This is a genomic window from Lentzea albidocapillata subsp. violacea (assembly GCF_900100275.1).
GTDB lineage: Bacteria > Actinomycetota > Actinomycetes > Mycobacteriales > Pseudonocardiaceae > Lentzea > Lentzea violacea.
In genome coordinates, this window is the sequence record NZ_FNET01000003.1 from 140,419 (window position 1) to 163,609 (window position 23,191).

The 23,191-nt window shown below is 69.8% G+C and carries 23 protein-coding genes; 11 read left to right on the top strand and 12 right to left on the bottom strand.

The window, feature by feature from the left end; translation table 11 throughout:
- The first annotated feature begins 147 nt into the window (after positions 1–147).
- The 6 genes from BLR21_RS08560 to BLR21_RS08585 all read left to right on the top strand — a co-directional run bounded on the left by BLR21_RS08560 (position 148) and on the right by BLR21_RS08585 (position 6,930).
- The gene (locus BLR21_RS08560; RefSeq protein WP_090005282.1) at positions 148–1,281 is read left to right on the top strand and encodes a BMP family lipoprotein; all 1,134 of its coding nucleotides are present in this window, start codon (positions 148–150) and stop codon (positions 1,279–1,281) included.
- A 92-nt stretch (positions 1,282–1,373) separates the two neighbouring features.
- A complete protein-coding gene (locus BLR21_RS08565) occupies positions 1,374–2,954 on the top strand; it encodes an ABC transporter ATP-binding protein (protein ID WP_090005283.1) in 1,581 nt (526 codons plus the stop codon).
- The gene (locus BLR21_RS08570; RefSeq protein WP_090005284.1) at positions 2,954–4,027 is read left to right on the top strand and encodes an ABC transporter permease; all 1,074 of its coding nucleotides are present in this window, start codon (positions 2,954–2,956) and stop codon (positions 4,025–4,027) included. The genes BLR21_RS08565 and BLR21_RS08570 overlap by 1 nt, the downstream gene beginning before the upstream one ends.
- Positions 4,024–5,277, top strand: a complete 1,254-nt coding sequence (locus BLR21_RS08575; protein ID WP_256334563.1) for an ABC transporter permease — start codon at positions 4,024–4,026, stop codon at positions 5,275–5,277. Before BLR21_RS08570 ends, BLR21_RS08575 begins: the two co-directional genes overlap by 4 nt.
- Positions 5,270–5,659 (top strand): cytidine deaminase, encoded by a 390-nt coding sequence (locus tag BLR21_RS08580; RefSeq protein ID WP_030478475.1) that lies wholly within the window; start codon positions 5,270–5,272, stop codon positions 5,657–5,659. Before BLR21_RS08575 ends, BLR21_RS08580 begins: the two co-directional genes overlap by 8 nt.
- Positions 5,656–6,930, top strand: coding sequence for a thymidine phosphorylase (locus BLR21_RS08585; RefSeq protein WP_090005285.1), 1,275 nt, complete (start codon positions 5,656–5,658; stop codon positions 6,928–6,930). The genes BLR21_RS08580 and BLR21_RS08585 overlap by 4 nt, the downstream gene beginning before the upstream one ends.
- Before the next feature lie 3 nt (positions 6,931–6,933).
- On the opposite strand, the gene BLR21_RS08590 is transcribed toward BLR21_RS08585, so the two are convergent.
- Together BLR21_RS08590 and BLR21_RS08595 are read right to left on the bottom strand one after the other, a co-directional pair.
- A complete protein-coding gene (locus tag BLR21_RS08590) occupies positions 6,934–8,376 on the bottom strand; it encodes a serine/threonine-protein kinase (RefSeq protein WP_256334564.1) in 1,443 nt (480 codons plus the stop codon).
- A gap of 182 nt (positions 8,377–8,558) precedes the next feature.
- Positions 8,559–10,004: a coiled-coil domain-containing protein gene (locus BLR21_RS08595; RefSeq protein ID WP_090005607.1), complete on the bottom strand. Its 1,446-nt coding sequence runs from the start codon at positions 10,002–10,004 to the stop codon at positions 8,559–8,561.
- Positions 10,005–10,363: 359 nt separating this feature from the next.
- Between BLR21_RS08595 and BLR21_RS08600 the strand changes: the two genes are divergently transcribed.
- Positions 10,364–11,452: an adenosine deaminase gene (locus BLR21_RS08600; protein WP_090005286.1), complete on the top strand. Its 1,089-nt coding sequence runs from the start codon at positions 10,364–10,366 to the stop codon at positions 11,450–11,452.
- Here BLR21_RS08600 and BLR21_RS08605 read toward each other — a convergent pair.
- From BLR21_RS08605 to BLR21_RS08635, 7 genes are all read right to left on the bottom strand, one after another.
- Positions 11,442–12,416 (bottom strand): dTDP-glucose 4,6-dehydratase, encoded by a 975-nt coding sequence (locus BLR21_RS08605; RefSeq protein WP_090005287.1) that lies wholly within the window; start codon positions 12,414–12,416, stop codon positions 11,442–11,444. The two genes, BLR21_RS08600 and BLR21_RS08605, sit on opposite strands and share 11 nt — an antisense overlap.
- Before the next feature lie 2 nt (positions 12,417–12,418).
- Complete coding sequence (locus tag BLR21_RS08610) at positions 12,419–13,162, bottom strand: GntR family transcriptional regulator (protein ID WP_090005288.1); 744 nt, start codon at positions 13,160–13,162, stop codon at positions 12,419–12,421.
- Positions 13,163–13,250: 88 nt separating this feature from the next.
- Complete coding sequence (locus tag BLR21_RS08615; RefSeq protein WP_090005289.1) at positions 13,251–14,465, bottom strand: primosomal protein; 1,215 nt, start codon at positions 14,463–14,465, stop codon at positions 13,251–13,253.
- A 54-nt stretch (positions 14,466–14,519) separates the two neighbouring features.
- A complete protein-coding gene (locus BLR21_RS08620) occupies positions 14,520–14,966 on the bottom strand; it encodes a YbaB/EbfC family nucleoid-associated protein (protein ID WP_090005290.1) in 447 nt (148 codons plus the stop codon).
- Positions 14,954–15,307, bottom strand: coding sequence for a YbaB/EbfC family nucleoid-associated protein (locus BLR21_RS08625; RefSeq protein ID WP_256334565.1), 354 nt, complete (start codon positions 15,305–15,307; stop codon positions 14,954–14,956). The genes BLR21_RS08620 and BLR21_RS08625 overlap by 13 nt, the downstream gene beginning before the upstream one ends.
- 82 nt (positions 15,308–15,389) lie before the next feature.
- Positions 15,390–16,562, bottom strand: coding sequence for a C40 family peptidase (locus tag BLR21_RS08630; RefSeq protein WP_090005291.1), 1,173 nt, complete (start codon positions 16,560–16,562; stop codon positions 15,390–15,392).
- Complete coding sequence (locus tag BLR21_RS08635; protein ID WP_090005292.1) at positions 16,559–16,885, bottom strand: type VII secretion target; 327 nt, start codon at positions 16,883–16,885, stop codon at positions 16,559–16,561. Before BLR21_RS08635 ends, BLR21_RS08630 begins: the two co-directional genes overlap by 4 nt.
- A gap of 92 nt (positions 16,886–16,977) precedes the next feature.
- Here BLR21_RS08635 and BLR21_RS08640 point away from each other — a divergent pair, with 92 nt between their 5' ends.
- Positions 16,978–17,514 (top strand): SMI1/KNR4 family protein, encoded by a 537-nt coding sequence (locus tag BLR21_RS08640; protein ID WP_090005293.1) that lies wholly within the window; start codon positions 16,978–16,980, stop codon positions 17,512–17,514.
- 167 nt (positions 17,515–17,681) lie between these two features.
- Here the strand turns inward: BLR21_RS08640 and BLR21_RS08645 are convergent, their stop codons facing one another.
- The 3 genes from BLR21_RS08645 to BLR21_RS08655 form a co-directional block, all read right to left on the bottom strand.
- Entirely contained in the window at positions 17,682–18,203 is a 522-nt protein-coding gene (locus BLR21_RS08645; protein ID WP_090005294.1) for a VanZ family protein, read from the bottom strand.
- Between the two features lie 77 nt (positions 18,204–18,280).
- The gene (locus BLR21_RS08650) at positions 18,281–20,449 is read right to left on the bottom strand and encodes an FtsX-like permease family protein (RefSeq protein WP_090005295.1); all 2,169 of its coding nucleotides are present in this window, start codon (positions 20,447–20,449) and stop codon (positions 18,281–18,283) included.
- Entirely contained in the window at positions 20,446–21,120 is a 675-nt protein-coding gene (locus BLR21_RS08655; protein ID WP_090005296.1) for an ABC transporter ATP-binding protein, read from the bottom strand. The genes BLR21_RS08650 and BLR21_RS08655 overlap by 4 nt, the downstream gene beginning before the upstream one ends.
- Before the next feature lie 108 nt (positions 21,121–21,228).
- On the opposite strand from BLR21_RS08655, the gene BLR21_RS08660 reads away from it, so the two are divergent.
- From BLR21_RS08660 to BLR21_RS08670, 3 genes are read left to right on the top strand one after another with little or no spacing between them, the layout of a single operon-like run.
- A complete protein-coding gene (locus tag BLR21_RS08660; protein WP_256334566.1) occupies positions 21,229–22,362 on the top strand; it encodes a sensor histidine kinase in 1,134 nt (377 codons plus the stop codon).
- The gene (locus BLR21_RS08665; RefSeq protein WP_030478493.1) at positions 22,359–22,985 is read left to right on the top strand and encodes a response regulator transcription factor; all 627 of its coding nucleotides are present in this window, start codon (positions 22,359–22,361) and stop codon (positions 22,983–22,985) included. Before BLR21_RS08660 ends, BLR21_RS08665 begins: the two co-directional genes overlap by 4 nt.
- Positions 22,982–23,188 (top strand): helix-hairpin-helix domain-containing protein, encoded by a 207-nt coding sequence (locus tag BLR21_RS08670; protein ID WP_090005297.1) that lies wholly within the window; start codon positions 22,982–22,984, stop codon positions 23,186–23,188. Before BLR21_RS08665 ends, BLR21_RS08670 begins: the two co-directional genes overlap by 4 nt.
- Positions 23,189–23,191 lie beyond the last annotated feature (3 nt).

The window sequence follows — 23,191 nt, forward strand, 5'->3', positions numbered from 1 at the left end:
CCAAAGCGTCGAATGCGTAACCGATAGGGGTCTTTGTAGGTGCTGACGGCAACGGGGTTGGTTACTAAGAGGTACGGTGCCGCCTCTAGGACCCAACAACGACGTTGGGGAGGAACCTCAGGGAGGAGACGAGCCGTGCGTCGTCGTATGCGTGGTGTCGCGGTCGCCGCGATCGCGTTGACCAGCGTGATGACTATGGCCGCCTGCGCGAAGGACTCGGGTGGCGGGAGCAACAACGCGGGTAACGGCACGGGTGCCGCCTGCGAGTTCGCCGAGGCCCCGAGCGCGCCTGCTACCTCGAACACCAGCGCCGCCAACGGTGGCAAGGTGGACGCGAGCGCGCTGAAGATCGGTCTGGCCTACGACATCGGTGGCCGTGGCGACGCGTCGTTCAACGACTCCGCCGCCGCCGGTCTCGACAAGGCCATCGCGGACATGGGCGTGAAGAAGGAGAACACGCGCGAGCTCTCCGCCGCCCCGAACGAGGACGAGTCCGCCAAGCAGACCCGTCTGCGCCAGCTCGCGTCCGAGGGCTTCAGCCCGATCATCGGTGTCGGCTTCGCCTACGCCGAGTCGATGAAGCTCGTCGCCGCGGAGTTCCCGAACGTCAAGTTCGGCCTGGTCGACGGGGTCGTCGAGGGCGCCCCCAACGTCACTCCGCTGCTGTTCGCCGAGCAGGAGGGCTCCTTCCTGGCCGGCGTCATCGCCGCGTACCAGAGCAAGAAGTGCCACGTGGGCTTCGTCGGCGGTGTCGAGATCCCGCTGATCCAGAAGTTCGAGGCCGGCTACGCCCAGGGTGCCAAGACCGCCGCGCCGAAGATCCAGATCGAGAAGAAGTACATCACGCCGGCCGGTGACTTCACGGGCTTCCAGGACGCCCCGAAGGGCCAGGAAGCCGCGAAGGGCCAGATCGACAAGGGCGCCGACGTGATCTACCAGGCCGCCGGTGCCTCCGGTAAGGGCATCTTCTCGGCTGCCAAGCAGGCGGGTGTGCTGGCCATCGGCGTCGACTCCGACCAGTACAACCAGGCGACCGTCGCCGACACCAAGGACGTCATCGTGTCGTCCATGCTCAAGCGCGTCGACGTCGCGGTCTACGACTTCGTCAAGGCCGTCGCCAAGAACGACATCGCCTCGCTGCCGAAGGTCTTCGACCTGAAGGTGAACGGTGTCGGCTACTCCACGTCGGGTGGCAAGATCGACGCGAAGCTGCAGGGAATCCTCGAGGGCTACAAGGCCCAGATCATCGAGGGCAAGATCAAGGTCGCGGATAAGCCGTAGTCCGTCAGTTCGCTTAGTCGTTCGCACGTGCCGGGCCCTGTGAGGATTTCGCCCTCACAGGGCCTGGTGCGTGGTAGGAGGAGCACTCGACGATGAGCAGTTCCACGTCCGTTGGGACGGACGAACACCCCGCGGTGGTGCTCACAGGCATCACCAAGCGATTCCCAGGTGTGGTCGCCAACAGCGACGTCCACCTGACCGTCCGCCGTGGCGAGGTACACGCCCTGTGCGGTGAGAACGGCGCGGGCAAGTCCACCCTGATGAAGATCCTCTACGGTATGCAGCCGCCGGACGAGGGCACCATCGAGGTGAACGGCGAGCAGGTGCGGTTCCGCACGCCGTCCGACGCCATCAAGGCCGGGATCGGCATGGTGCACCAGCACTTCATGCTGGCCGACAACCTCACCGTCCAGGAGAACGTGGTCCTGGGTGCCGAGGCCCTGCACGGCATCGGCAAGAAGGCCCGCGCGCGCATCATCGAGCTCTCCGGCAGGACCGGGCTGAACGTCGACCCCGGCGTGCTGGTCGAGCAGCTCGGCGTCGCGGACCGGCAGCGCGTCGAGATCCTCAAGGTGCTCTACCGCGGTGCCAAGGTGATCATCCTCGACGAGCCGACCGCCGTGCTCGTGCCGCAGGAGGTCAACGAGCTCTTCGACACCGTCCGCGGCATGCAGGAGCAGGGCTACACGTTCCTGTTCATCTCGCACAAGCTCGACGAGGTCCGCGCGATCGCGGACTCCGTCACGGTGATCCGCCGCGGCACGACCGTGGGCAGCGCCGACCCGAAGACCGTCAGCTCCCGGCAGCTCGCCGAGATGATGGTCGGCAGCGAGCTGCCCAGCCCGGAGACCCGCGAGTCCACCGTCACGGACAAGGTCATGCTGGACGTCAGGGGCCTCACGCTCAAGACGCCGGACGGTTCGCGCGCGATCCTCGAGGACGTCGACCTGGTGGTCCGTTCCGGCGAGGTCGTCGGCATCGCCGGTGTCGAGGGCAACGGCCAGACCGAGCTGGTCGAGACGATCATGGGCATGCGCAAGGCCGGCAGCGGCACGATCACGTTGCTGGACAAGGACCTCACCAAGCTGGGCACGCTCGGCCGGAGGGAGGCGGGCATCGGCTACATCCCGGAGGACCGCCACCGCCACGGCCTGCTGCTCACGCAACCCCTCTGGTACAACCGGATCCTCGGCTACCAGACGCGCAAGCCCACGGCCAAGGGCATCTGGCTCGACACCGACGGCGCGAAGAAGGACACCGAACGGATCGTCGCGGACTTCGACGTCCGCACGCCCGGCATCGACGTGCCCGCGGCCGCGCTTTCCGGCGGTAACCAGCAGAAGCTCGTCGTCGGCCGGGAACTGTCCGGCGACCCGGTGCTGCTGATCGCGTCGCACCCGACCCGCGGTGTGGACGTCGGCGCGCAGGCGTTGATCTGGGACGAGATCAAGCGCGCCCGTGCCGCCGGTCTCGCCGTGCTGCTGATCTCCGCCGACCTGGACGAGCTGATCGGCCTGTCGGACACGATCAAGGTCATGCTGCGCGGCCGCCTGGTGGCCGACGCCGACCCGAGCACCGTCACGCCGGAGGACCTCGGCAGTGCCATGACCGGTGCGGGCAGCACGAGCGCAGCGGTCCAGGAGACCGCTGTCGTCGAGGAAGGCGAGAACTGATGGGACACCTGCGCGGCAAACTCCTGCCGCCCGCGTTGGCGATCGTCTTCTCACTGCTGTTGTGCGGCGTCGCGCTCATCATCTCCGGCGCGAACCCGCTCAGCGCGTTCGGTGCGATGGTGTCGCAGGTCGGCAAGGGCACGACGGCCGTCGACATCCTCAACTCGACGGGCATCTACTACATCGCGGCGCTCGCGGTGGCGATCGGGTTCCAGATGAACCTGTTCAACATCGGTGTCGAGGGCCAGTACCGCGTCGCCGCCGTCGTGGCGGCCGTGGTCGGCGGCTCGATCGCGCTGCCCACCGGCATCCACACGCTGGTGATCATCATCGCGGCCGCTGTCGCCGGTGCCGCCTGGGCCGCGATCCCCGCGATCCTCAAGGTGACGCGCGGTGTCAACGAGGTCATCTCGACGATCATGATGAACGGCCTGGCGATCGGCCTGTCCGCCTACCTGATCCGTCGCGACGTCTTCGGTGAGCTGCGGGGCAACAACATCCGCACCGCGGAGATCCCGGAGAGCGGCTGGATGCCCGGCATCTCGTTCGCCGGCGGCGGCACGGTGTTCGGCTTCATCTTCGTGGCCATCGCCCTGGGCGTCGGCTACTGGATCATGATGAACAAGACCCGCTTCGGCTTCGAGCTGCGGGCCTCGGGCGAGTCGTCCACCGCGGCGTCCGCGGGTGGCGTCAACGCCAAGAAGATGATCCTGGTCTCGATGCTGCTCTCGGGTGCCATCGCGGGCCTGATCTCGCTGCCGGAACTGCTCGGCCGCGACCACACGTTCAGCCTGAACTTCACCGCGGGCATCGGCTTCTCGGGCATCGCGATCGCGCTGCTCGGCCGCAACCATCCCGGTGGCATCGCGTTCGGCGCACTGCTCTGGGCGTTCCTCGACAAGTCGGGTCTCGCGCTCGACAACGTCGGTGTGCCCAGGGAGATCGTCACCATCATGCAGGGCTCGATCGTCCTGTCGGTCGTCGTCGCCTACGAGGTGGTGCGCCGCTTCGAGCTCGCCTCGGAGCAGCGTCGCGTCGGCCGTGAGCTCGGAACTGTCGGAGGTGCGGCGTGATCACGACGTTGGAGGAGAAGCCGCACATCCCGGCGGCGCCTCGCAAGCGCAAGGTGCCCGGCTGGGCCGTGGCCATGCTCGGTGTCGCGGGCGCGATCGCACTGCTGTCGATCACGTCGATGCAGACCGGCTTCCCGCAGCTGACGTCGTCGGGTACGACCCAGACGGCGGTCCGGCTCGCGCTGCCGATCCTGCTCGCCGGTCTCGGCGGCCTGTGGGCGGAACGCGCCGGCGTGGTCAACATCGGCCTCGAAGGCATGATGATCATGGGCACCTGGGGCGCGGCGTGGGCCGGCTACCAGTGGGGCCCGTGGGCCGCTCTCGTCGCGGCCGTCGTGTTCGGTTCGCTGGGTGGCCTGCTGCACGCGGTCGCCACGGTCACGTTCGGCGTGAACCACATCGTCTCCGGTGTGGCGATCAACCTGCTCGGTGCCGGCCTGACGAAGTACCTGTCGACGCTGATCTTCCTGCCGCTGTCGAGCAACCCGCGGCAGTCGCCGCCGGTCCAGTCGTTCGACACGTTCTCGGCGGCGGGCCTCGGTGACTGGCTCGGCGAGCTCGAAGCTGGGCAGCTCCTGTTCATCTCGGACGTCGCCGGCATCCTGCGCGGTCTCGTCACCGGTGTCTCGCCGCTGACGATGATCGCGATCCTGCTGCTGCCGCTGTCGTACTTCCTGCTCTGGCGCACCCGTTTCGGCCTGCGCCTGCGCTCGGTCGGCGAGAACCCGCACGCGGCGGACTCGCTGGGCGTGAAGGTGTACTTCCACAAGTACGTCGCCGTGATCGTCTCCGGTGGTCTCGCCGGTCTGGGTGGCGCCGCGCTGGTGCTCAACCCCGGCCAGCTGTCCTACCTGGAGGGGCAGACCGGCGGCCGCGGCTACATCGGCCTCGCCGCGATGATCTTCGGCAACTGGCGGCCCGGTGGCCTGCTGGGCGGTGCGGCGCTGTTCGGCTACGCCGACGGCCTGCAGCTGCGTTCGGGTGGCGAGACGGTGCTGGCGCTGGTCTACGGCGTTGTGCTGCTGCTCGGCGTGATCGTGGTGTGGCAGCTCATCCGCCGGAAGTGGTTCTCCGCGGCGGCGGCGATCTTCGTGGCCGTGCTGATGTACCTGCTGTACATCAGCCTCGACGAGATCCCCAGCGAGTTCGTGTCCTACGCGCCCCACATGGTGACGCTGGCCGTGCTGGCCGTTGCCTCGCAACGGTTGCGGATGCCGGCCGCCGACGGTCTGGTGTACCGCCGTGGCTGAGGTCGACTGGGACCTGTTGCGGGCACGGGCGGTGGAGGCGGCGTCGTTCGCCCACTGCCCGTACTCGGGGCTGCAGGTCGGTTCCGCGGCGTTGTGCGACGACGGCCGCATCGTGACGGGCTGCAACGTCGAGAACGCCTCGTACGGCGTCGGTCTCTGCGCCGAGTGCGCGATGGCCGGTCAGCTGCAGCTCACGGGCGGCGGCCGGTTCGTCGCGGTGGCGTGTCGTTCCGGTGCCGGTGAGCTGCTGATGCCGTGCGGCCGGTGCCGTCAGGTGCTGTACGAGCTGGGCGGCCGCGACTGCTTGGTGGACACGCCTTCCGGGGTGCTGCCGATGTCGTCGGTGCTGCCGGACGCGTTCGGACCGGAGGACCTGCCATGAGCTTCTCGGCGGTGGACGTCATCCGCGCCAAGCGCGACGGCGCGGTGCTGTCGGACGCGCAGATCGACTGGGTCATCGACGCGTACACGCGCGGTGCCGTCGCGGACGAGCAGATGTCCGCGCTGGCCATGGCGATCTTCCTCAACGGCATGACGGCGGCGGAGACCGCGCGCTGGACGCAGGCGATGATCTCGTCCGGCGAGCGGCTGGCGCTGCACGTCGACCGGCCGACCGTGGACAAGCACTCGACGGGCGGTGTCGGCGACAAGATCACGCTGCCGCTGGCACCTCTCGTCGCCGCCTGTGGCGCTGCCGTGCCGCAGCTTTCGGGACGCGGACTGGGTCACACCGGTGGCACCCTGGACAAGCTGGAGTCGATCCCTGGGTGGCGCGCCGCGCTGTCCACCGCGGAGATCCTGTCCCAGCTCTCCTCGGTCGGTGCCGTCGTGTGCGCTGCCACCGAAGGACTTGCTCCGGCCGACCGCAAGCTCTACGCGTTGCGGGACGTCACCGGAACCGTCGAGGCCATCCCGCTGATCGCGTCCTCGATCATGTCGAAGAAGATCGCCGAGGGCGCCGAGTCACTGGTGCTCGACGTGAAGGTCGGCTCCGGCGCGTTCATGAAGGACCTGGCCTCCGCCCGCGCTCTCGCCGAGGCCCTGGTGGGCATCGGCGTCGAGCACGGCGTGCGGATCTCGGCGCTGCTGACCGACATGTCCGTGCCCTTGGGACGCGCTGTCGGCAACGCGGTCGAGGTGGCCGAGTCCGTCGACGTGCTGCGTGGCGGCGGACCTGCCGACGTCGTCGAACTGACGGTGGCGCTGGCGTCCGAGATGCTGTCGCTGGCCGGGATCTCGGCCGATCCGGCCGCCGTGCTGGCCTCCGGTGAGGCGTACGAGGTGTGGGCGCGGATGATCCGGGCCCAGGGTGGCGATCCGGATGCCTCCCTGCCCGTCGCCTCGCACAAGCACGTGGTGACGGCACCTGCCGCCGGGGTTCTGTCCACCTTGGACGCTTACGGCGTCGGGGTGGCGGCGTGGCGGCTCGGTGCCGGTCGTGCCCGCAAGGAGGACCCGGTGCAGTTCGGTGCCGGCGTGCTCTGTCTGGCCAAGCCGGGGGACTCCGTCGAGGCCGGGCAACCGTTGCTGGAGCTGTACACCGACACCCCGGACGCGGTCGAGGGAGCCCTGCAGGCGCTGGAAGGCGCCTACGAGGTTCGGGATGCCGCGCCGGAGCGTTCACCGCTGGTGATCGACACCATCCGAGGCTGAGGTCTAGCCGACGAGCGAACCTGCCAGGGGTGACCTGTCCTGCTTCCACAGCACGCACAGGACCTCCTGGCGGCCCGGCGTGGCGGCGTCGTGGTAGGCCTCCCACTCCTTCTGGGTGGGGACGAGCCCGGTGAAGCCGATGGGCTCCTTGATGTTCGGCTCGATGGCCTTGAACTGCTCGGTGCAGTAGTTCTTCGTGAAGTCGGCGAGCCACTTCGTGCCGGGATAGGCGATGTCCTTGGGCTTGTCCCACAACGGGGTCGCGGCCGAGAAGAGCTGGATGCCGTGCGGCCCGTTGCACGGCACGTCCGTCCGCACCGGCGACCCCTGCGTGAGGAAGTCCTTGGCGCACTGCGTGCCGGAGAGGTTCCACTCGGGCACGTCGCCGCCGCGCCCGAACGTGGCGATGCGCCGGGACGGCAGGGGCGCGCCCACCGGCAACGACGCTGCTTCGGTCCACTCCGTGGAGTTCTCCGAGGGCTGGTTGGTGTTCTGGCCCGCACCGGAATCCTGAGGCTTGAAGGCCTGGTAGCCGGCGAACGCGGCACCCGCGAGCACCGCGACGCCCACGACCACGGCGGCGACCTTGACGGCCGTGCTCTTTTTGTTGCGCGGCAACGGAACCGCCGGAGCACCCTGCGCGATCGCCGTCAGCATGTGCCGAGCCTGCGGCGCGGTCAGGCGTCGCTTCGGATCGACCGTCAGGAAGCCGCGGATCACGTCGGCCAGCGCCGGCGAGGCCCGCCGCAGCACCGGCGGCTCGTTCATGACCGCGTGCAGCGTGGACGCGGTGGACGTGCGTTCGAACGGGCTGACACCCTCGACCGCGTGCGCCATCGTGACGCCGAGCGCCCACAGGTCCGACGCCGGCGAGGCCTCCCAGCCGTGGAGCCGGTCCGGCGACATGTACGCGGGCGAGCCGACGATGCCGCCGTTGTGCGTGAGCCGCGGGTCGTCCATCGCCTGCGCGATGCCGAAGTCCGTGAGCTTCACGGCTCCGTCCGGACGCACCATGATGTTGCTGGGCTTGACGTCCCGGTGCACGATGCCCGCCGAGTGCGCGGCCTCCAGCGCGCCGAGCACCTGCAACGCGACGCCCGCCATCCAGGTCGAGTCGCGCGGCCCGTGCTTCTGCACGATGCCGGCGAGGTCGAGCGCGTCGACGAGTTCCATCGCGAGGTAGGTGCGGTCGTTCTCGCGGACGATGTCGTAGACCGTGACCACGGCGGGATGGTTCAGCCGGCCCGCCGTGCGCGCCTCACGGAGCATGCGCTCTTCGAGCACATTGCGTTCCTCGGCGGCGATGCCCTGCGGCGGGTGCAGCTCCTTGAGCGCGACCGCGCGGCCGAGCACCTGGTCCTGAGCGCGCCACACGACACCCATCGCACCCCGGCCGAGCTCGGCGAGCAGTGCGTAGCGGTTGGCGACGAGTCGCTGTTGCTGCACGGACTTCCCTTCCGGACGCCCCCGGCTTCCCTTTTGGTCACCCCCAGCTGGCGGCGAGCATAGCCACGAGCCGTGTGAGCGCTCTCGCCATGGTCACGTGTGTCAGCTGACTGAGGTTCACCGCAAACGCCGAACGACCCTGGAGCGACGTTGCTCCAGGGTCGTTCGCGGTGGTCAGACGATCAGGCGCCTTCGGCCGCCAGGTCGTCGTCATCCATGTCCTTGCCGCCGTTCGCCGGCTTCGGGCCGCCGTTCTTGCGGGTGCGGCGCTGCGGGCGCGGCAGGGCGGTGGGCGGCGGAGGCGGGGTGGGCGAGCCGCCGCCGAGGATGAGCTCGGCGAAGGTGGCCATGGCCTCGTCCAGCTGGCCGCCGATGCGCAGTTCCGACTCCTGGTTCGACTTGCGAACCAGGGACTGCAACGCGTCGGCGTCCGGGCGGGCGCCGACGGTCTCGGCGACCTTGGACAGGCTCGCGCCGACGGTGCCGCCGAGCTCGGAGATGCGGGTGGCGAAGCCGTCCTCGACCTTGTCGAGGCGGTCCGTCATGGTGTCGAGCTTCGAGGTGACCTGCTCCAGGCGGCCGGCGAGGGCCTCCAGGCGGTCCGCCGAGTCGACCTGGTCGCGGGACTGCTCGATCGCCGCGTACAGGGCGGTGCGGGCCTCGTCGAGCTTGCCGCCCACGACCTCGCGGGTGTCAGCGACGGCCGTCGCGAGCTCGGTGCGGGTCTCGGCCAGCGAGCCGGCGAGCGAGTCGCGCGTCTCGGCCAGCGTTCCGGCGAGGGAGTCGCGGGTCTGGGCCATGACGCCGGCCAGTTCGCCGCGGGTCTCCGCCACGGCGCCGGACAGCTCGGTGCGGGTCTCGGCGAGCGACGCCGCCAGCTGGTTGTGGTTGCCGGTGACGGTGGACGTCAGCTTGTCGCGGCTGTCGGCGATCGCCCCGGCCAGCTCCCCGCGGCTCTCGGCGATGGCGGTGGTCAGCTCGGTGCGGGCGGCGGCGAGGGCGTCACGCTGCTCGTCCGCGCGGCCGTGCACGCTCGAGAACGACTCGGCGAGGATCTTCTGCAGGGCCTCGCGGGTGCCGTCGAGGTGCTCGTGCACGCCCTCGTCCACCTCGTCGAGACGGCCGCGCAGCGCGGCTTCGAGAGCCTCGACGCGCTCGCGCAGCGGGTTGGTGACGGCGGCCGGGATCGCGTCGACCTTGCCGTCCTGCTTGTCCAGGTGGCCGTCGAGGTCGTCGATGCGCTTGTGGATGCTGGAGAGCTTGTCCTCCAGGCCGTCCATGCGACCGGCGACGCCCTCGAAGCGGCCGGCGACGCCGTCGAGGCGTCCGTCCAGCTGGGCGAAGGGCTTGGCGAGCTTGTCCACCAGGGCGTCGACCGCGCGACCGATGTCGGCGACGGCGTTGTCCTGGGCCTCCAGCTTGGCGAGGGCCTCGTCCAGGCGCTCAGCGAGAACGCTGACCTCGGTGCGGTCCGGCAGCTCCGACAGGCGCTTGCGAACCGAACCCAGCGACTCCAGAGGCGACATCCGGGCGTGGATCTCGTCCAGCGCGTCAAAGATCTGCTGCTGCTCGCTCTCACGGATCTCCGCGGCGCGCGTGAGCATGTTGCGCATCCGATCGAAGGACATCGTGGAGTTGTTGTTCTCTGTCACGGCTGAGTGCCTTCGTCCAGGGGAGGGGGAGACCACGGGAGCCTATCCGCGTCACGGGACGTCGCTGTACCACCCCTGCCAGAGAACGGCCGGGTACGGATGGGCAACTAACCCGATCAGGCTACCTGACTACTCTCAACGCCAAGTTACCGCCTGGAAGCAGGCAGTAACGCCCGATGATGTTCCTACCTTGGGGTGACTCAAGCCTCGCATTGGTTGCAGAAAGTTGCTGATCACGGATCTGCAACGACGTTGTACCGACAAATGATCATATCGACGGCAAGATCATTTTGGCCATCACCGAAGCGGCGTGTCGCCTGGAGTAACGTGTAGCAATGTCCACGCCGCTTACCTTGGAGACCATCCGCAGCGCGCCGAAGGTGCTGTTGCACGACCACCTCGACGGTGGCCTCCGCCCGCAGACGGTGATCGAACTCGCCGATGCCTCCGGCTACCAGGGCCTGCCCACCACAGACGCGGGCGTCCTGGGCGGCTGGTTCCGCGACAATGCCAACTCCGGCTCCCTCGTGCGCTACCTCGAAGGTTTTGCCCACACGTGCGGTGTCATGCAGGACGAGGCCGCTCTCGTCCGCGTCGCCGCCGAGGCCGTGGAGGACCTGGCCGCGGACGGCGTCGTGTACGCCGAGATCCGCTACGCCCCCGAGCTGAACACCGACAAGGGCCTCTCACTGGAGCAGGTCGTCGAGGCCGTCCAGGAGGGCTTCCGCCTCGGTTCCGCCCGTGTCGCCGAGACCGGCCGCAAGATCCGCGTCGGCACCCTGCTGTGCGCGATGCGCCAGAACGAGGGCTGGCTGCGCATCGCCGAGCTCGCCGTGCGCTACCGCGACCTCGGCGTCGTCGGCTTCGACATCGCGGGCCCCGAGGCCGGGTTCCCTCCCACCAGGGGCCTCGACACGTTCGAGTACCTGCGCCGGCAGAACGCGCACTTCACCATCCACGCCGGTGAGGCGTTCGGCCTGCCGTCCATCTGGGAGGCGATCCAGCACTGCGGCGCCGAACGGCTCGGCCACGGCGTGCGGATCGTCGACGACATCAAGGTCTCCGGCGACGGCACCGTCCAGCTGGGACGGTTGGCCGCTTACGTCCGCGACCGCCGCATCCCGCTGGAGATGTGCCCGACCTCCAACCTGCAGACCGGTGCCGCGCCGACGCTCGCCGACCACCCGATCGGCCTGCTCGCGAAGCTGCGGTTCCGCGTCACCGTCAACACCGACAACCGCCTGATGAGCGACTGCTCGCTCTCCAGCGAGTTCGCCGCGCTGGTCGAGACGTTCGGCTACGGCTGGGCGGACCTGCAGTGGTTCACGATCAACGCCATGAAGTCGGCGTTCATCGGGTTCGACGAGCGGCTGGCGATCATCAACGAGCTGGTCAAGCCGGGTTACGCGGCGCTCACCGGGTAGCCCACGCGCTCTCGTCGACCGGGCTGAGCTTGAGCAGCGGCTCCCACCACGCGCGGTTGGCCGCGTACCAGCGGATGGTGTCCCGGACACCGGCCTCGAAGCCGATCTCCGGGCGCCATCCGAGCTCGCGGCCGATCCGCGACGAGTCCAGCAGGTAGCGCCGGTCGTGGCCGGGCCGGTCGGCGACGATCTGCTTGCGCGAGAGCGGTAGCCCCAGCTCGTCCAGCACCAGGCCGGCGATCTGGTCGACGTTCGCCTCCACGCCGGTGCCCACGTGGTAGGTCCGGCCGACGACGCCGTCCCGCAACACGGCTTCGATCGCCCGGCAGTGGTCCAGCACGTGGATCCACTCGCGGCGGTTCTCGCTCGACGCGTAGACGGGCAGTTGCTCGCCGTTCAGCGCGCGGGTCGTGAACAGCGGCAGCACGTTCTCGGGGAACTGGTTCGGCCCGTAGTTGTTGGCGCAGTTGGTGATCGTCACCGGCAGGCCGAACGTCTCGAAGTACGAACGCACGGCGTGGTCCGCGCCGGCCTTCGACGCGTTGTAGGGCGTGCGCGGCCGGTACGGCGACTCCTCGTGGAACGCCTCGGTGGCGTCCAGGGCGAGATCCCCGTACACCTCGCACGTCGACACGTGGTGAAACCGTTGAACGCCCGCGCGGCGGCACGACTCCAGCAACGCCTGTGTACTCAGTACGTTCGTGCGGAAGAAACGGCCGGGATCCAGTACCGCGAGGCTGTTGTGCGATTCGGCCGCGAAGTTCACCACGACGTCGACGCCCTCGACATCGGCGGCAGCGATGTCCGCGTGCACGAACGGCACGTCGGCGGGCAGGTTCGTGCGGGTGCCGCGGTAGGTCAGCGCGTCGAGGGCGATGACCTCGTCCGCGGGGTGCTCGCGCAGCCAGTAACGGGTGAAGTGCGAGCCGATGAACCCGGCCGCACCGGTGACGAGTACGCGCATGGTCAGTCCTCCGAGGGAATCGCGGCGACGCCGGGAGGTTCCGCGCCGGGCCAGCCGCGGAACTCGACCTCCAGCTGGAACCGGTGGCCCAGGTAGTGGTGCTCGGACAGGGCGATCGGGTGCTCCGCGGCGTCCAGGGCGATGCGGCGCACCAGCAACACCGGCGTGGCGGCCGTGACACCGAGCAGGGACCCGAGGTCGCCCGCGGCGACGGCGGCGATGCTCTGCCGGACGACGGCGATCTGGTTCCCGTTGCGGCGCAACGTCTCCCACGTGCCGGGCGACTCGGCGTCGGCGCGGCTGACCGGTGCGGCCAGCGCCAGGGGCACCCACTCCGTCACGACGTCCAGCGGCGTGTCCCCGGTGCGGCGCAACGAACGCACGCGCAGCATCTCGCCGGCGCCCAGCGTCGACGCGACACCGGCCGAGGCCTCGCGGTAGCCGTACTCCAGAACGGTCCGCACCAGCGAGACGCCGGCTTCGGCAACGGCCGACTGCGCGTGCTGGAACGTGCCGAGCGCCAAGGGCTGCGCGAACGACACCACGTACCAGCCGGCGCCTTTCCGTGACGCCAGCAGGCCTTCGTCGCGCAGCTGTTCCAACGCGCGGCGCACGGTCACACGGCTGACCTCGTAGCGGCGGCCGAGTTCGGCCTCGCTCTCCAGGGCGCCACCGGGGCCGTAGTCGCCGAGCGTGATGCGTTCCCGCAGTTCGGCGGCGAGGAGCTGCGACCGAGAACCTGTCATAAATCTGTATCATACAGGTGGCGCAAAGGGCGTCAACGAAAAACGGGCCACCCCGCACAGGGATGGCCCGCTTCTCGCGACAGAAGGCTCAGTTGGTGTTGAGCCGGTCCTCGAACGAGGCCTGCAGCGTGCGGAACGCGGCCACCTCGGCGTCGTACGGGGCGGACGGCGCGAGACGCGTCGGGTCCGGCGACACGACGAACGACACGAGCCAGCCCAGTGACTCGGACGAGCCGAGCGCGTTCTTCACGGACTCGTCGTCGGCCCACTCGCCCGCGTCCTCGAACAGTTCGACGGCGAGGTCGAGCTGCTGCGGGTCGATGGCGTCGGGGCCCTCCTCCATGTCCTCGGCGATGCCGGTCAGCACGTAGACGTTGTCGTCGCTGACCTCGACGTCGAGCTCGCCCGCGGTGGCCTTGACCTTGATGTCGTTCCAGGTCTCGACCTCGGCCAGGTCGTGCTCGTCGTTCTCGGCGACGAAGCGGCTCAGGCCGCGCTGCGAGCTGAACACCTCGATCTTGCCGCGGCGGCCCAGGAACACCGGGTCGTCGCCGAGGTAGCAGCGCAGCGTGTAGAACTCGCCCGCCGACGTGATGATCTTGATCGGGTCGACGCCGACCTCGGCCCAGAAGCCCGTGGGCTCGGCCTTGTCCTCGTCGCCGGCCTCGTCCGGGGAGTCGACGGCGGCAGCGGCCGTCGCGGCCTCCAGCGCGGCGAGCTCCTCCTGGGCGACGGCGAGCTCCTTCTCGGGGACCTCCGGCGTGTTCACCACGCTGTCGATCGCGTCGAGGACCTCGTCCCACTTCTCGGAGACGACCTCGGACAGCTCGCCCCACAGCTTGCCGCCGTCACGGCCGCTGAACGGCAGCGTGCCCTGCGGCAGCAGCGAGAAGCCCTCGGCGCTGTCGAGCACCTCGTGGACCTTCTCCAGGTCGCAGACGTCCGCGAGGGCCCGCACGATCGCGATGACGTCGGCGAGCTCACCGATCGTCCAGGTGTCCGGGTCCTCCGCGACGAGCTCGGGCACGCCGACCAGGTCGAACTGGTGGTTGTCGTCCGGCGAGAGGTCCGCGACGCCCAGCGACGGCACGACCGGCCACGCGGGGTGATCGGTCAGGTCGTGCTCCTCGGCGGTGCGCACGAACGCGGCGAGGTGCGCGGCGTCGGGGAAGACGAACAGGTCCTCCTCGTCACCGAGGAACGCCTCCCACTCCTCGCCCTTCTCGCGCCAGCGGGGTGCCCACAGCGTGACTACGTCACCCTGCGTCAGCCCCAGCTCGATGGGGACGATGTCCTGCGCCATCCTGACCTCCCGGTCACGCCTGCCTGATGCCGTCGACGAGCCTAACGGTGCTGATCACCGGCGCCACAAGGGGTTCTCGAAGAAAGCGTCTTCGTCTGGATCCTCGACGCGCGGCGGCCTCTGCCTGCGCTCCGGTGGTGCCTGCTCAGCAGGGTCTTTGGGGGGCACGACCGGGTTCCAGGTCGACCGGAAGGGTGAGTCGCCGGCGATGGACTCGACGTCGATCGCCATCCCGTCACCCAGTGCGAGTGCCATCTTGTTGAAGCTGACCTGCACGGCCGCGTTCGTGGCGAGTTGGACGGTCTCGGTGACGACCTGCCCGACCGCCTGCGCGCCCTGGCCCAGCAGCGCCGGGTGCAGGTGCAGGGCCCTGATCTCGCCTTTCGGCGACGCCGTGACCATGCACAGCCCGTTCGGGTGCTCGGCGGTGGCGGTGAGGACGCCGATCTCGCGCTGGAGCTGCTCGGTGGCCCGCAGGCGTTCCTCGTTCACCGCTGCCACCCGAAGTCGTCCTCGTCCTGACCGCGTTCGACACCCAGCGCGGTGAGTTCGCGCGGGTCGACCACTCGGTCCAGCGTCTGGTGCAGGCGGGTGTTCGCGGTGCGCTGGGCCTTGTCGGCGATCCGCATGATCTCGGCGGCGAGCCCCTGCGGGCCCATCCGCAACGCGGCCGGGCTCACCGAGATCTGCCGCGGGGGACCGCCGGGCGTGGCGACCACGGTCACCGCACCGTCCGGAGAGGACGCTCGTCCCGTGATGGGACCACTGCGCGTGACGTGCTCCGACACCGCCTGCTCGACATCGCGCACCTTCCGTGCGGCGCGCTGGACGTCGTCGTCCACTCCGATCACCCCCTGTTGTGGACAGTGTGCCGCATTCCAGGATCTTCGGCGGCGAGCTGTGACAACGCGGTGAGCCAGGCCCCTAGCCCGTGGGCCGGTAGAAGCCGTAGAACGACATCCCGCTGTTCGTCGTGCGGATCGGCTGCACCTGCACCGGGTCACCGGCCTCGACCATCTGGCCGTTGCCGATCACCATCGCCACGTGCCCGTCCCACACCACGAGGTCGCCGGGCAGCAGCTGGTCCGCCGGCACCGAGGCGCCCATCGCCTGGGACGAGGCCGGGCGCGGGATGTCGAACCCGGCGCCGCCGTACGCCCACTGCGTGAGGCCGGAGCAGTCGGTGCCCTGGGGCGGGTTCGCGCCGCCCCACACGTACGGGGTGCCCAGGGCGGACAACGCGTTGCGCACGGCCTTGGCCGCGGTCTCGTTCGGTGCCTCGGCGCTGCTGCCGTCCGGCAGGTTCACCCCGACCCCTTCGCCGGGCTGCGGCGGGATCGCGACGGGCAGGCGCGGGCCGGAGCCGCCGCCACCTCCGCCGCCGCCGCCCGATCCTCCGCCACCTCCACCACCGGAACCGCCACCACCACCCGAACCCGAGCTGCCGGAGTTGGAGCCGGGACCGGACTCCTGCTTCTTGGTGTCGGAGGCGCCGGCCGTCGAGGTGGTGCCCTCGTCGCCGCCGAGCGGGTCGCCGAGCTTCGCCAGTGCGCCCGCGTCCGGCTTCTGCAGGGCGTTGAGCTGCCCGACGAGCTGCGTGAGCTGGTCGCGCACCTTCTGCAGTTCGGCGGCGGTCTTGCTCTGGTAACCGGAGGCCATCCCGGCGAGGTCCGCGACGGCCGCCAGCACCACGCCCGGCCCGGCCACGAGGGACAGGGCGAGCGCGGCGGCGAGCTTCGGGGTCGCCTTGGACGTGAACTCGTCGATGAGGCCTTGGATCGCGGTGCGCCCGCCGGTCACCGCGGTCACACCGGTCGAGGCCGCGGTTTTGAGCGCGGAAGCGTTGGAGGACAACAGGTTCGTGGCCGAGGCGAAGGTCGAGACGCGGCCGGTGAAGGCGTTCGCCTTGTCGCCGGACCACGTGTTCAGCACCGCGGTCGAGGCCGAGGCGTGCCGCGTGCCGAGGTCGGTCATCGCGGTCTGGGCGCGGCCGAAGGCGTCACCCGCACGCGTCGCGCCGCCGGTGTCGCCGTCGAGCTTCGCGAGGTTCTCCTTCATGGGCGCGATGAACTGGCTCAGCAGCCCCTCGACGCTCATACCTGCGCCGCCTTGTCGAGCGACGCCTTCTTCGCGTCTTCCTGCGCGATGTAGGCCTCGCGGGCCTTCGAGACCGCGGTGCCGAGGCCCGCGAGTCCCGTCGACGCGGCCTTCAGCGCGTCGAGCTGAGCCTGCGCGGCCGCCTGGAACGCGGCGTTGAGCCCGACCTCGTTGCCCAGCTTGCCGAAGCAGTCGCCCGGCAGGCTGGTGGTGCCGCTCAACGTGCCGGTACCGACCGTGCCGACCTCGCTCGCCAGACCGCTCACGGCCGACGCGTATCCGGTCAAGGCGTCGAAGTCGACCTTGAGGCCCTTTTCCGCCATCTGAAAGCTCTTCCCCCAGTAGTGACCTGTTCGCGTCGATCCTGCCCCGATGGGCGGTACCTCGCCCGTCGTTCCGCCAAGATCATGGATCGGTGGGTGTGATCGAGCACTGGAACCGGATCCTGGCATGGCTGGCGGAGCACGCTCCGGCCACCCGCGCCGTGTTGCGTCCGAGGTATGACGCGCTACCGGATCTTCGGGTTCCGATCGATCTACAGTCGTGGTGGAGCGTCTACGGCGGCACCGAGGAGGGACTCTTCGCCGAGATCCTGCCGCCCTTCTACACGCCGCTGGGCGCCGACCGCGCGTTCGTGCTCAGGGAGACCCACGTGAGCAAGCCCGTGGACTCCTCCGAGGCGGGCGCGCCGACCAGCGGGTTCCACCCCGAGTGGCTCCCCATCGCGTTCGACGGCACCGGCGACGTGCTCGCGGTGGACCTGCGGCCCGGCGTGCTGCGCGGCTGCGTGGTCGAGTGGGACCAGGAGCGCAACGAGATGGTCAAGCCGGAGTGGACGTCGATCCTGGAGATGTTCGACCAGGTCGCGACGGCCCTGGAGACGCGTAGCGCGGTCGGGCACTGCCTGCCGGAGGTCAACACGGCGGGCGAACTGGGCTGGCGGACGAACTAGTGGCGCGACCCGGAACGTTGGCGAGGTAATCCACGCTCAGCAGGGCGCCTCGCGGCGCCGCCCCCACGCCCCCGTACTACCAGTACGAGGACGTGGGGGCGACACCACGATGCACCCGTCTGACCGCGCATTCCCCCGGCAACCTTCCGGGCCACACCACTAGCAGCTCAGCGGACGCCGGCGAGCTCGCGCTGCGGCACGGCGGCGGCCGTCACGCGGGCGTGGACCTTCACGGCGGCCAGCGCGCCGAGCCAGCCGAGCGCGGTGCCGGTGGTGTTCGTGATCAGGTCGTCGACGTCGAAGATCCGGTTCGCCCACAACAGCTGCGAGCCCTCGATCAGCAGCGAGACGCCGTAACCGATCAGCGCGGCCTGGCCGATCGTGCGCCCGCCCCAGAACATCAGCATCGCGCCGAGCGGCACGAACAGCAGCACGTTCAGCGTCATCTGGTCGAACGCGATCTGCCCGTCGCGGAACGTGTCGGCGATCCACTGGAACGGGACCAGCTGCACGGACTGGCGCGGAGCGACGGTCTGCACCGGCAGGAACGTCGCCGCGAACAGCATGCTCGCGTAGACGGTGATGGTGGCGCCGCGGAATGTCAGCTGACGGAACAGCAGCTGCGGGAGCAGGAAAACGACCGAGAGGAAAACGCCCCACTGGATGCTCGCGAGCTGTGCATTCGTCATGAATCAAAGGTATGAAAATGGCCCTCCGCGCACATCGCGCTGAGGGCCAGTTCCACTCTCGTACTTCCGGCCGAGTACTACTCCGCCGCGTAATCCCTCGGGCTGATGCCGCGTAGTACCGGACCGCACGCCAAGGCTGCTACCAGCGCGACCGCGATGCCCACGCCCACCGGTGCGACGACCCACGGCGTGATCGGCATTTCGCCGTGTCCCACCAGTCCGCGCGCCAGAGTGAGCAGTCCGAGGCCCACGACAATTCCCGCACCGCATGCCGCGATTGTGACGGCGAACACCGGAAGCATCACTTCTCGGCGCAAAGCGTGAGCCAGCACACGAATAGGAGTGCCTGCCGCGATCAACGCGCCGAATGTGCGCCTGCGGTCGATCACCGACCCGGCCGCGGCCACCGCCGCGCCGATGCCACCGAGCACCGCCGCGATGGAGAGGCCGATGATCGTGGCCCGCTGCAGGTCCGCCATCAGCGTGTCGCCGTACAGGCCCCGCTGCTCCCCGTCCGTGAGCCGCACGCCGGGCAACGTGCCGATCAGCGCGGTCTGCACGGCGTCGCGGTTCTCGGCCGTAGTGGGCACACCGACCATCGACACCTCACCGGCGATCGACGGCAGCAGCTCCCTGTCGATGACCGCGTCCACCTGGCCGCCTGCCTCGAAGGGCCGCGTCTCGTACTTCTCCGGCAGTTTCGCGGTCAGGTCGTCCAGCCCGCTCGGCTCGAACTCGTCGCCCCCCAACGGGCGGGACGAGTACACGGCAGGTCCCGGCTGACAGGTGAGGCCGGTCAGCACCTTCGCGATCTCCGCGCACTGCCCGACGATGACGTACCTGCTGTGGTTGCCGCTCTTCACCGTGCCGTCCAGCATCGTGACGATCGGCGCCGAGGTCGTCAGCCGCAACGGCGTGACGTCGTGCGTCACCTGGTCCGCCACGATCGCGTTCTCGTTCCAGGTGCTGTCGCGGTAGGGGACCTGGCTCTCCAGGCCCGGCAGCATCGTGAGCGCCATCGAGCCGGTGAAGACCGCGATGACGACACCCGCCGAGCCGCGGAACGCCGCCACCGGGTCACCGGAGAGCCTGCGTCCGGCCAGCAGCGTCGAAGGCTTACGCCAGCGCCCGACGAAGAACCTGCCGACCCATGCGGTCATCACGGGTCCCGCCAGCACCAGCGCGACCGCCACCGCGCCGAGGCCGGCGAGCGCCACGGTTGATTCGCCGGCCTCCTGCGCGTACATGATCCCGAGGAAGAACACGCCCAGCGCACCGGCGATCGTCAGCAGCCGCCACGACCGGACCTTGCGCCGCTCCTGCGCGGCGAGCGGCTGGTTCACCACCCGCCGCAGCCCCATGATCGCCGCACCGACGACGAGCAGGGGCGCGAGCACGGCCACCGCCGCCACGACCGCGGGCTCCGGCACGAAGTCGCCGGGGTACCAGGTGCCGCCCTCCCACGGGATTCTCGCGGTGAGGTGGCTGAACGGCTGTGCCAGCAGCAACCCCAGCGCGCTGCCGACGACCGCGCCCACCGCCGTCTCGATCGCGGTCATCACGACGACCTGCCGCGGCGACGCGCCGGCGAGCCTGAGCGCGGCGAGGCGTCGTTCCCGTTTCGCCGCGGTCAGCCGGGCGGCCGACGCGACCAGCACCAGGCACGGCACGACCAGCACCACGAGCCCGACGCGGGTGAGGAGGTAGAGCATTCCCTTGTAGTCGTCGCGGTACGAGCCGCTGCCTACCAGACCTGGTGCCGGGAATCCGTTCCGGACCTCGTCGTGACCGATGATCGCGACGAGCTCTCCGGGGAACCTGAGCGCCTCCGGGCCGAGTTCGGCGATCTGCCTGCCGGGGAAGCGGTTGCCGAGCTGCTCCGCGGGGGTGCCGCGGACCAGGTCCGCGAGGGCGGGGGACAGCAGCACCTCGCCCGCCTCCGGGAACCGGGTGATACCAGCGGCGACCTCGATGTGGCCCTGGAACTGGTGCCTGCGCGCGACGTCGAACCGTTGGATCAGCTTGCCGTCGTAGGAATCCAGGTTCTTCGCGACGGAAATGGCTTCTCTGTCGTGCTGGCCCAGCACGTCGCGCCACGCCGTGCGGTCGGCGCGCGCCTGCAGGCCGTTCGGTGCGGCGAGGAGCCACAGCACCAGCGACACCGCGATCATCACGCCGAGCGCGACCAGCACGGTCGCGACCTGGCTGCGGCGGTCCCTGCGCAGCACCGCGAGAGCGATCCTCACGCCGACACCCCTGCCGCGATGCGCCCGTCCTGGATCTCGACGACGCGCAGCGCCCGATCCGCGATCGCCTTGTCGTGCGTGACGATGACGACGGCCGCGCCGGTCTCCTCCGCGGCCTGCAGGAGCGCGGTCATCATCTCCTGGCCGGTGCGCGTGTCGAGGGCGCCGGTCGGCTCGTCCGCGAAGATCACCCGCGGCCGGTGGGCCAGGGCCCGCGCGATCGCGACGCGCTGCGCCTGCCCGCCCGAGAGCTGGCTCGGCAGCCGCTTCTCCAGTCCCTGCAGGCCGAGCCGCGCGAGCCACAGCCGTGCCGCGCCGAGCGACTCCTCGCGCGAGCCGCCGGCGAGCAGCATCGGCAGCGCCGCGTTCTCCTCGGCGGTCAGCTCGGCCACGAGCATCCCCGACTGGAAGACGAACCCGAACGCCGTGCGCCGCAACGCGCTGCGTCCCGTCTCGTTCAGTTCGCCGATCGCGCGCCCGTCGAGGAACACCTCGCCGCCGTCGGCGCGCAGGATGCCGGACAGCACGTGCAGGAGCGTCGTCTTGCCGGAGCCGGACGGACCGACGACCGCCAGCACGTCCCCGGCCTTGATGTCGATGTCCACCCCGGCGAGCGCGTGCACGTCGCCGTAGGTCTTGAGCAGGCCACGAGCGGCCAGAACCGAATTCATGTCCTCAAGGTGCCGTGCGCGGAGCCGTAAAACCTCAGCCTTGACGACACACCGGATCAGCCGGATGACCGAGGCCGTAGAGGTGTGGTGGTCCTACCGTTGTCTCCCGTGGACAGTCATCGGGGCCAATGGCCGATCGCCGCCGTTCTCGCCTTGCTGATGCTCGGCGAGCTTCTTCTGATGAGCGGGGGCGGCAGCGCCGAGGCGCTCGTGTGGCTGTTGAGCGTGCCGGTGTGCATCGTGGCCGTCACCTCGTTCAAGTCGCGTGCCTTCACGATCCCCGTGGCCGTCGCGTCGATCTTCGTGTCGTCGTTCGTCATCCGGACGTTCAGCGTGGACCTGCCGACCCTGCTGAGCCCGCTGACCGTCGCCGAGACCGCCGCGTGCCTGGTCATCACGGCCGTCGTCGTGCGGGAGGAACCGCGCCGGTCCGCCACGTGGTCGGTGGGCTCGCTGGTCGCCGTAAGCTTCTTCGCCGCCATCGTCCGCGACAACTGGATCTCCGGCAGCAACTACAACGAGATGCTCGGCTCGCTCGTCCTGGGCTTCACGGCCGTCGGCACCGGCCTGTACTTCCGCGCCCGCGACACCGAGAGCGGCCGGCTCATCGCCGCCGCCGTCACCGACGCGCAGAAAGAAGAACGCATCGCCCTGGCCCGCGAACTCCACGACGTCGTCGCCCACCACGTGACGGGCATGCTCGTGCAGGCCCAGGCCGCGCTGGAGGTCTCCGACGACGACCCGCACGCCGCCCACCGGCTGCTGCCCGGCATCGTCCGTTCGGGCACCGAGGCACTGGGAGCGATGCGCCGCCTCGTCGGCACGCTGCGCCAGGGCGAGAACGAGGCAGCCACCACCGACCTCGCCGCCGACGTCATCGCGGCCGTCGAACGCACCCGTGAGCTCGGCTTCGAGACCCGCCTGCGCATCGACCTGCCCCCCGGCGAGGTGGCCCCCGAGCTCGGCCGCTCGGTGTTGCGCCTGGTCCAGGAGTCGCTCACCAACGTGCACAAACACGCCGTGTCGCCCACCATGATCGACGTGGAGATCTCGCGGACGTCCAGCGGGGCGTTGCGGGTGATCGTGGCCGACGACGGTCAGCTGCACGAGCTGAACCAGGGTGGCTACGGTCTCGTAGGCATGCGTGAGAGGGTCGACCTGCTCGGTGGCCTGTTCTCGGCGGGCCCGCGTGAGAACGGCTGGCAGGTGCTCGCCGAGCTACCCCTGGAGAGGACGAAGTGATCTCGGTTCTCATCGCCGACGACCAGGAGATGGTCCGGGTCGGGTTTCGGATGATCCTGGAGAAGCAGCCGGACATCACCGTCGTCGCGGACGTCCCCGACGGAATCGCGGCCGTCACCGCCGCCCGTGAGCTCAAGCCCGACGTGGCGTTGCTGGACATCCGCATGCCGGGGCTCGACGGGCTCGAGGTGACCAAGAAGCTGTCGCCGACCACGAAGGTCGTCGTGGTGACGACGTTCGACCTGGACGAGTACGTCCACACGGCACTGGAGAACGGCGCTTCCGGGTTCCTGACCAAGGACGCCGGTCCGGCGTTGCTCGTCGAGGCCGTCCGCGCCGCGGCCGCGGGGAACGCGCTGATCTCGCCCCAGGTGACCGTGCGGATGCTGGAGCACTTCGCCCGGCCCGCCCAGCGGCCCGACCTGTCGCTGCTGACGGCTCGGGAGCAGGACGTGGTCCGGGAGGTGGCTCGTGGCCTCAGCAACCAGGAGATCGCGTCGTCGCTGTTCCTGTCGCTGTCCACGGTGAAGACCCACCTGGCCTCGGTGCAGACGAAGCTGAACGTGCGCAACCGCGTCGGGATCGCCTCGTGGGCGTGGAGGGCAGGGCTGGTGCACTCGTGAGCGAGCAGCCCGGATCCGAGTTCCCGCGCGCCATCGGCAAGGTCGCCAACCGCGAGCTGGTCGCGAACGGGTACACGACGTACGACTCGCTGACCGAGGTGTCGGCGAGGACGCTGCTGCAGATCCACGGCATCGGACCGAAGGCCGTCCGGATCCTGGGGGAGGAGCTGGCGGCGCAGGGCAAGGCCTACGCCGCCGACTGAGGG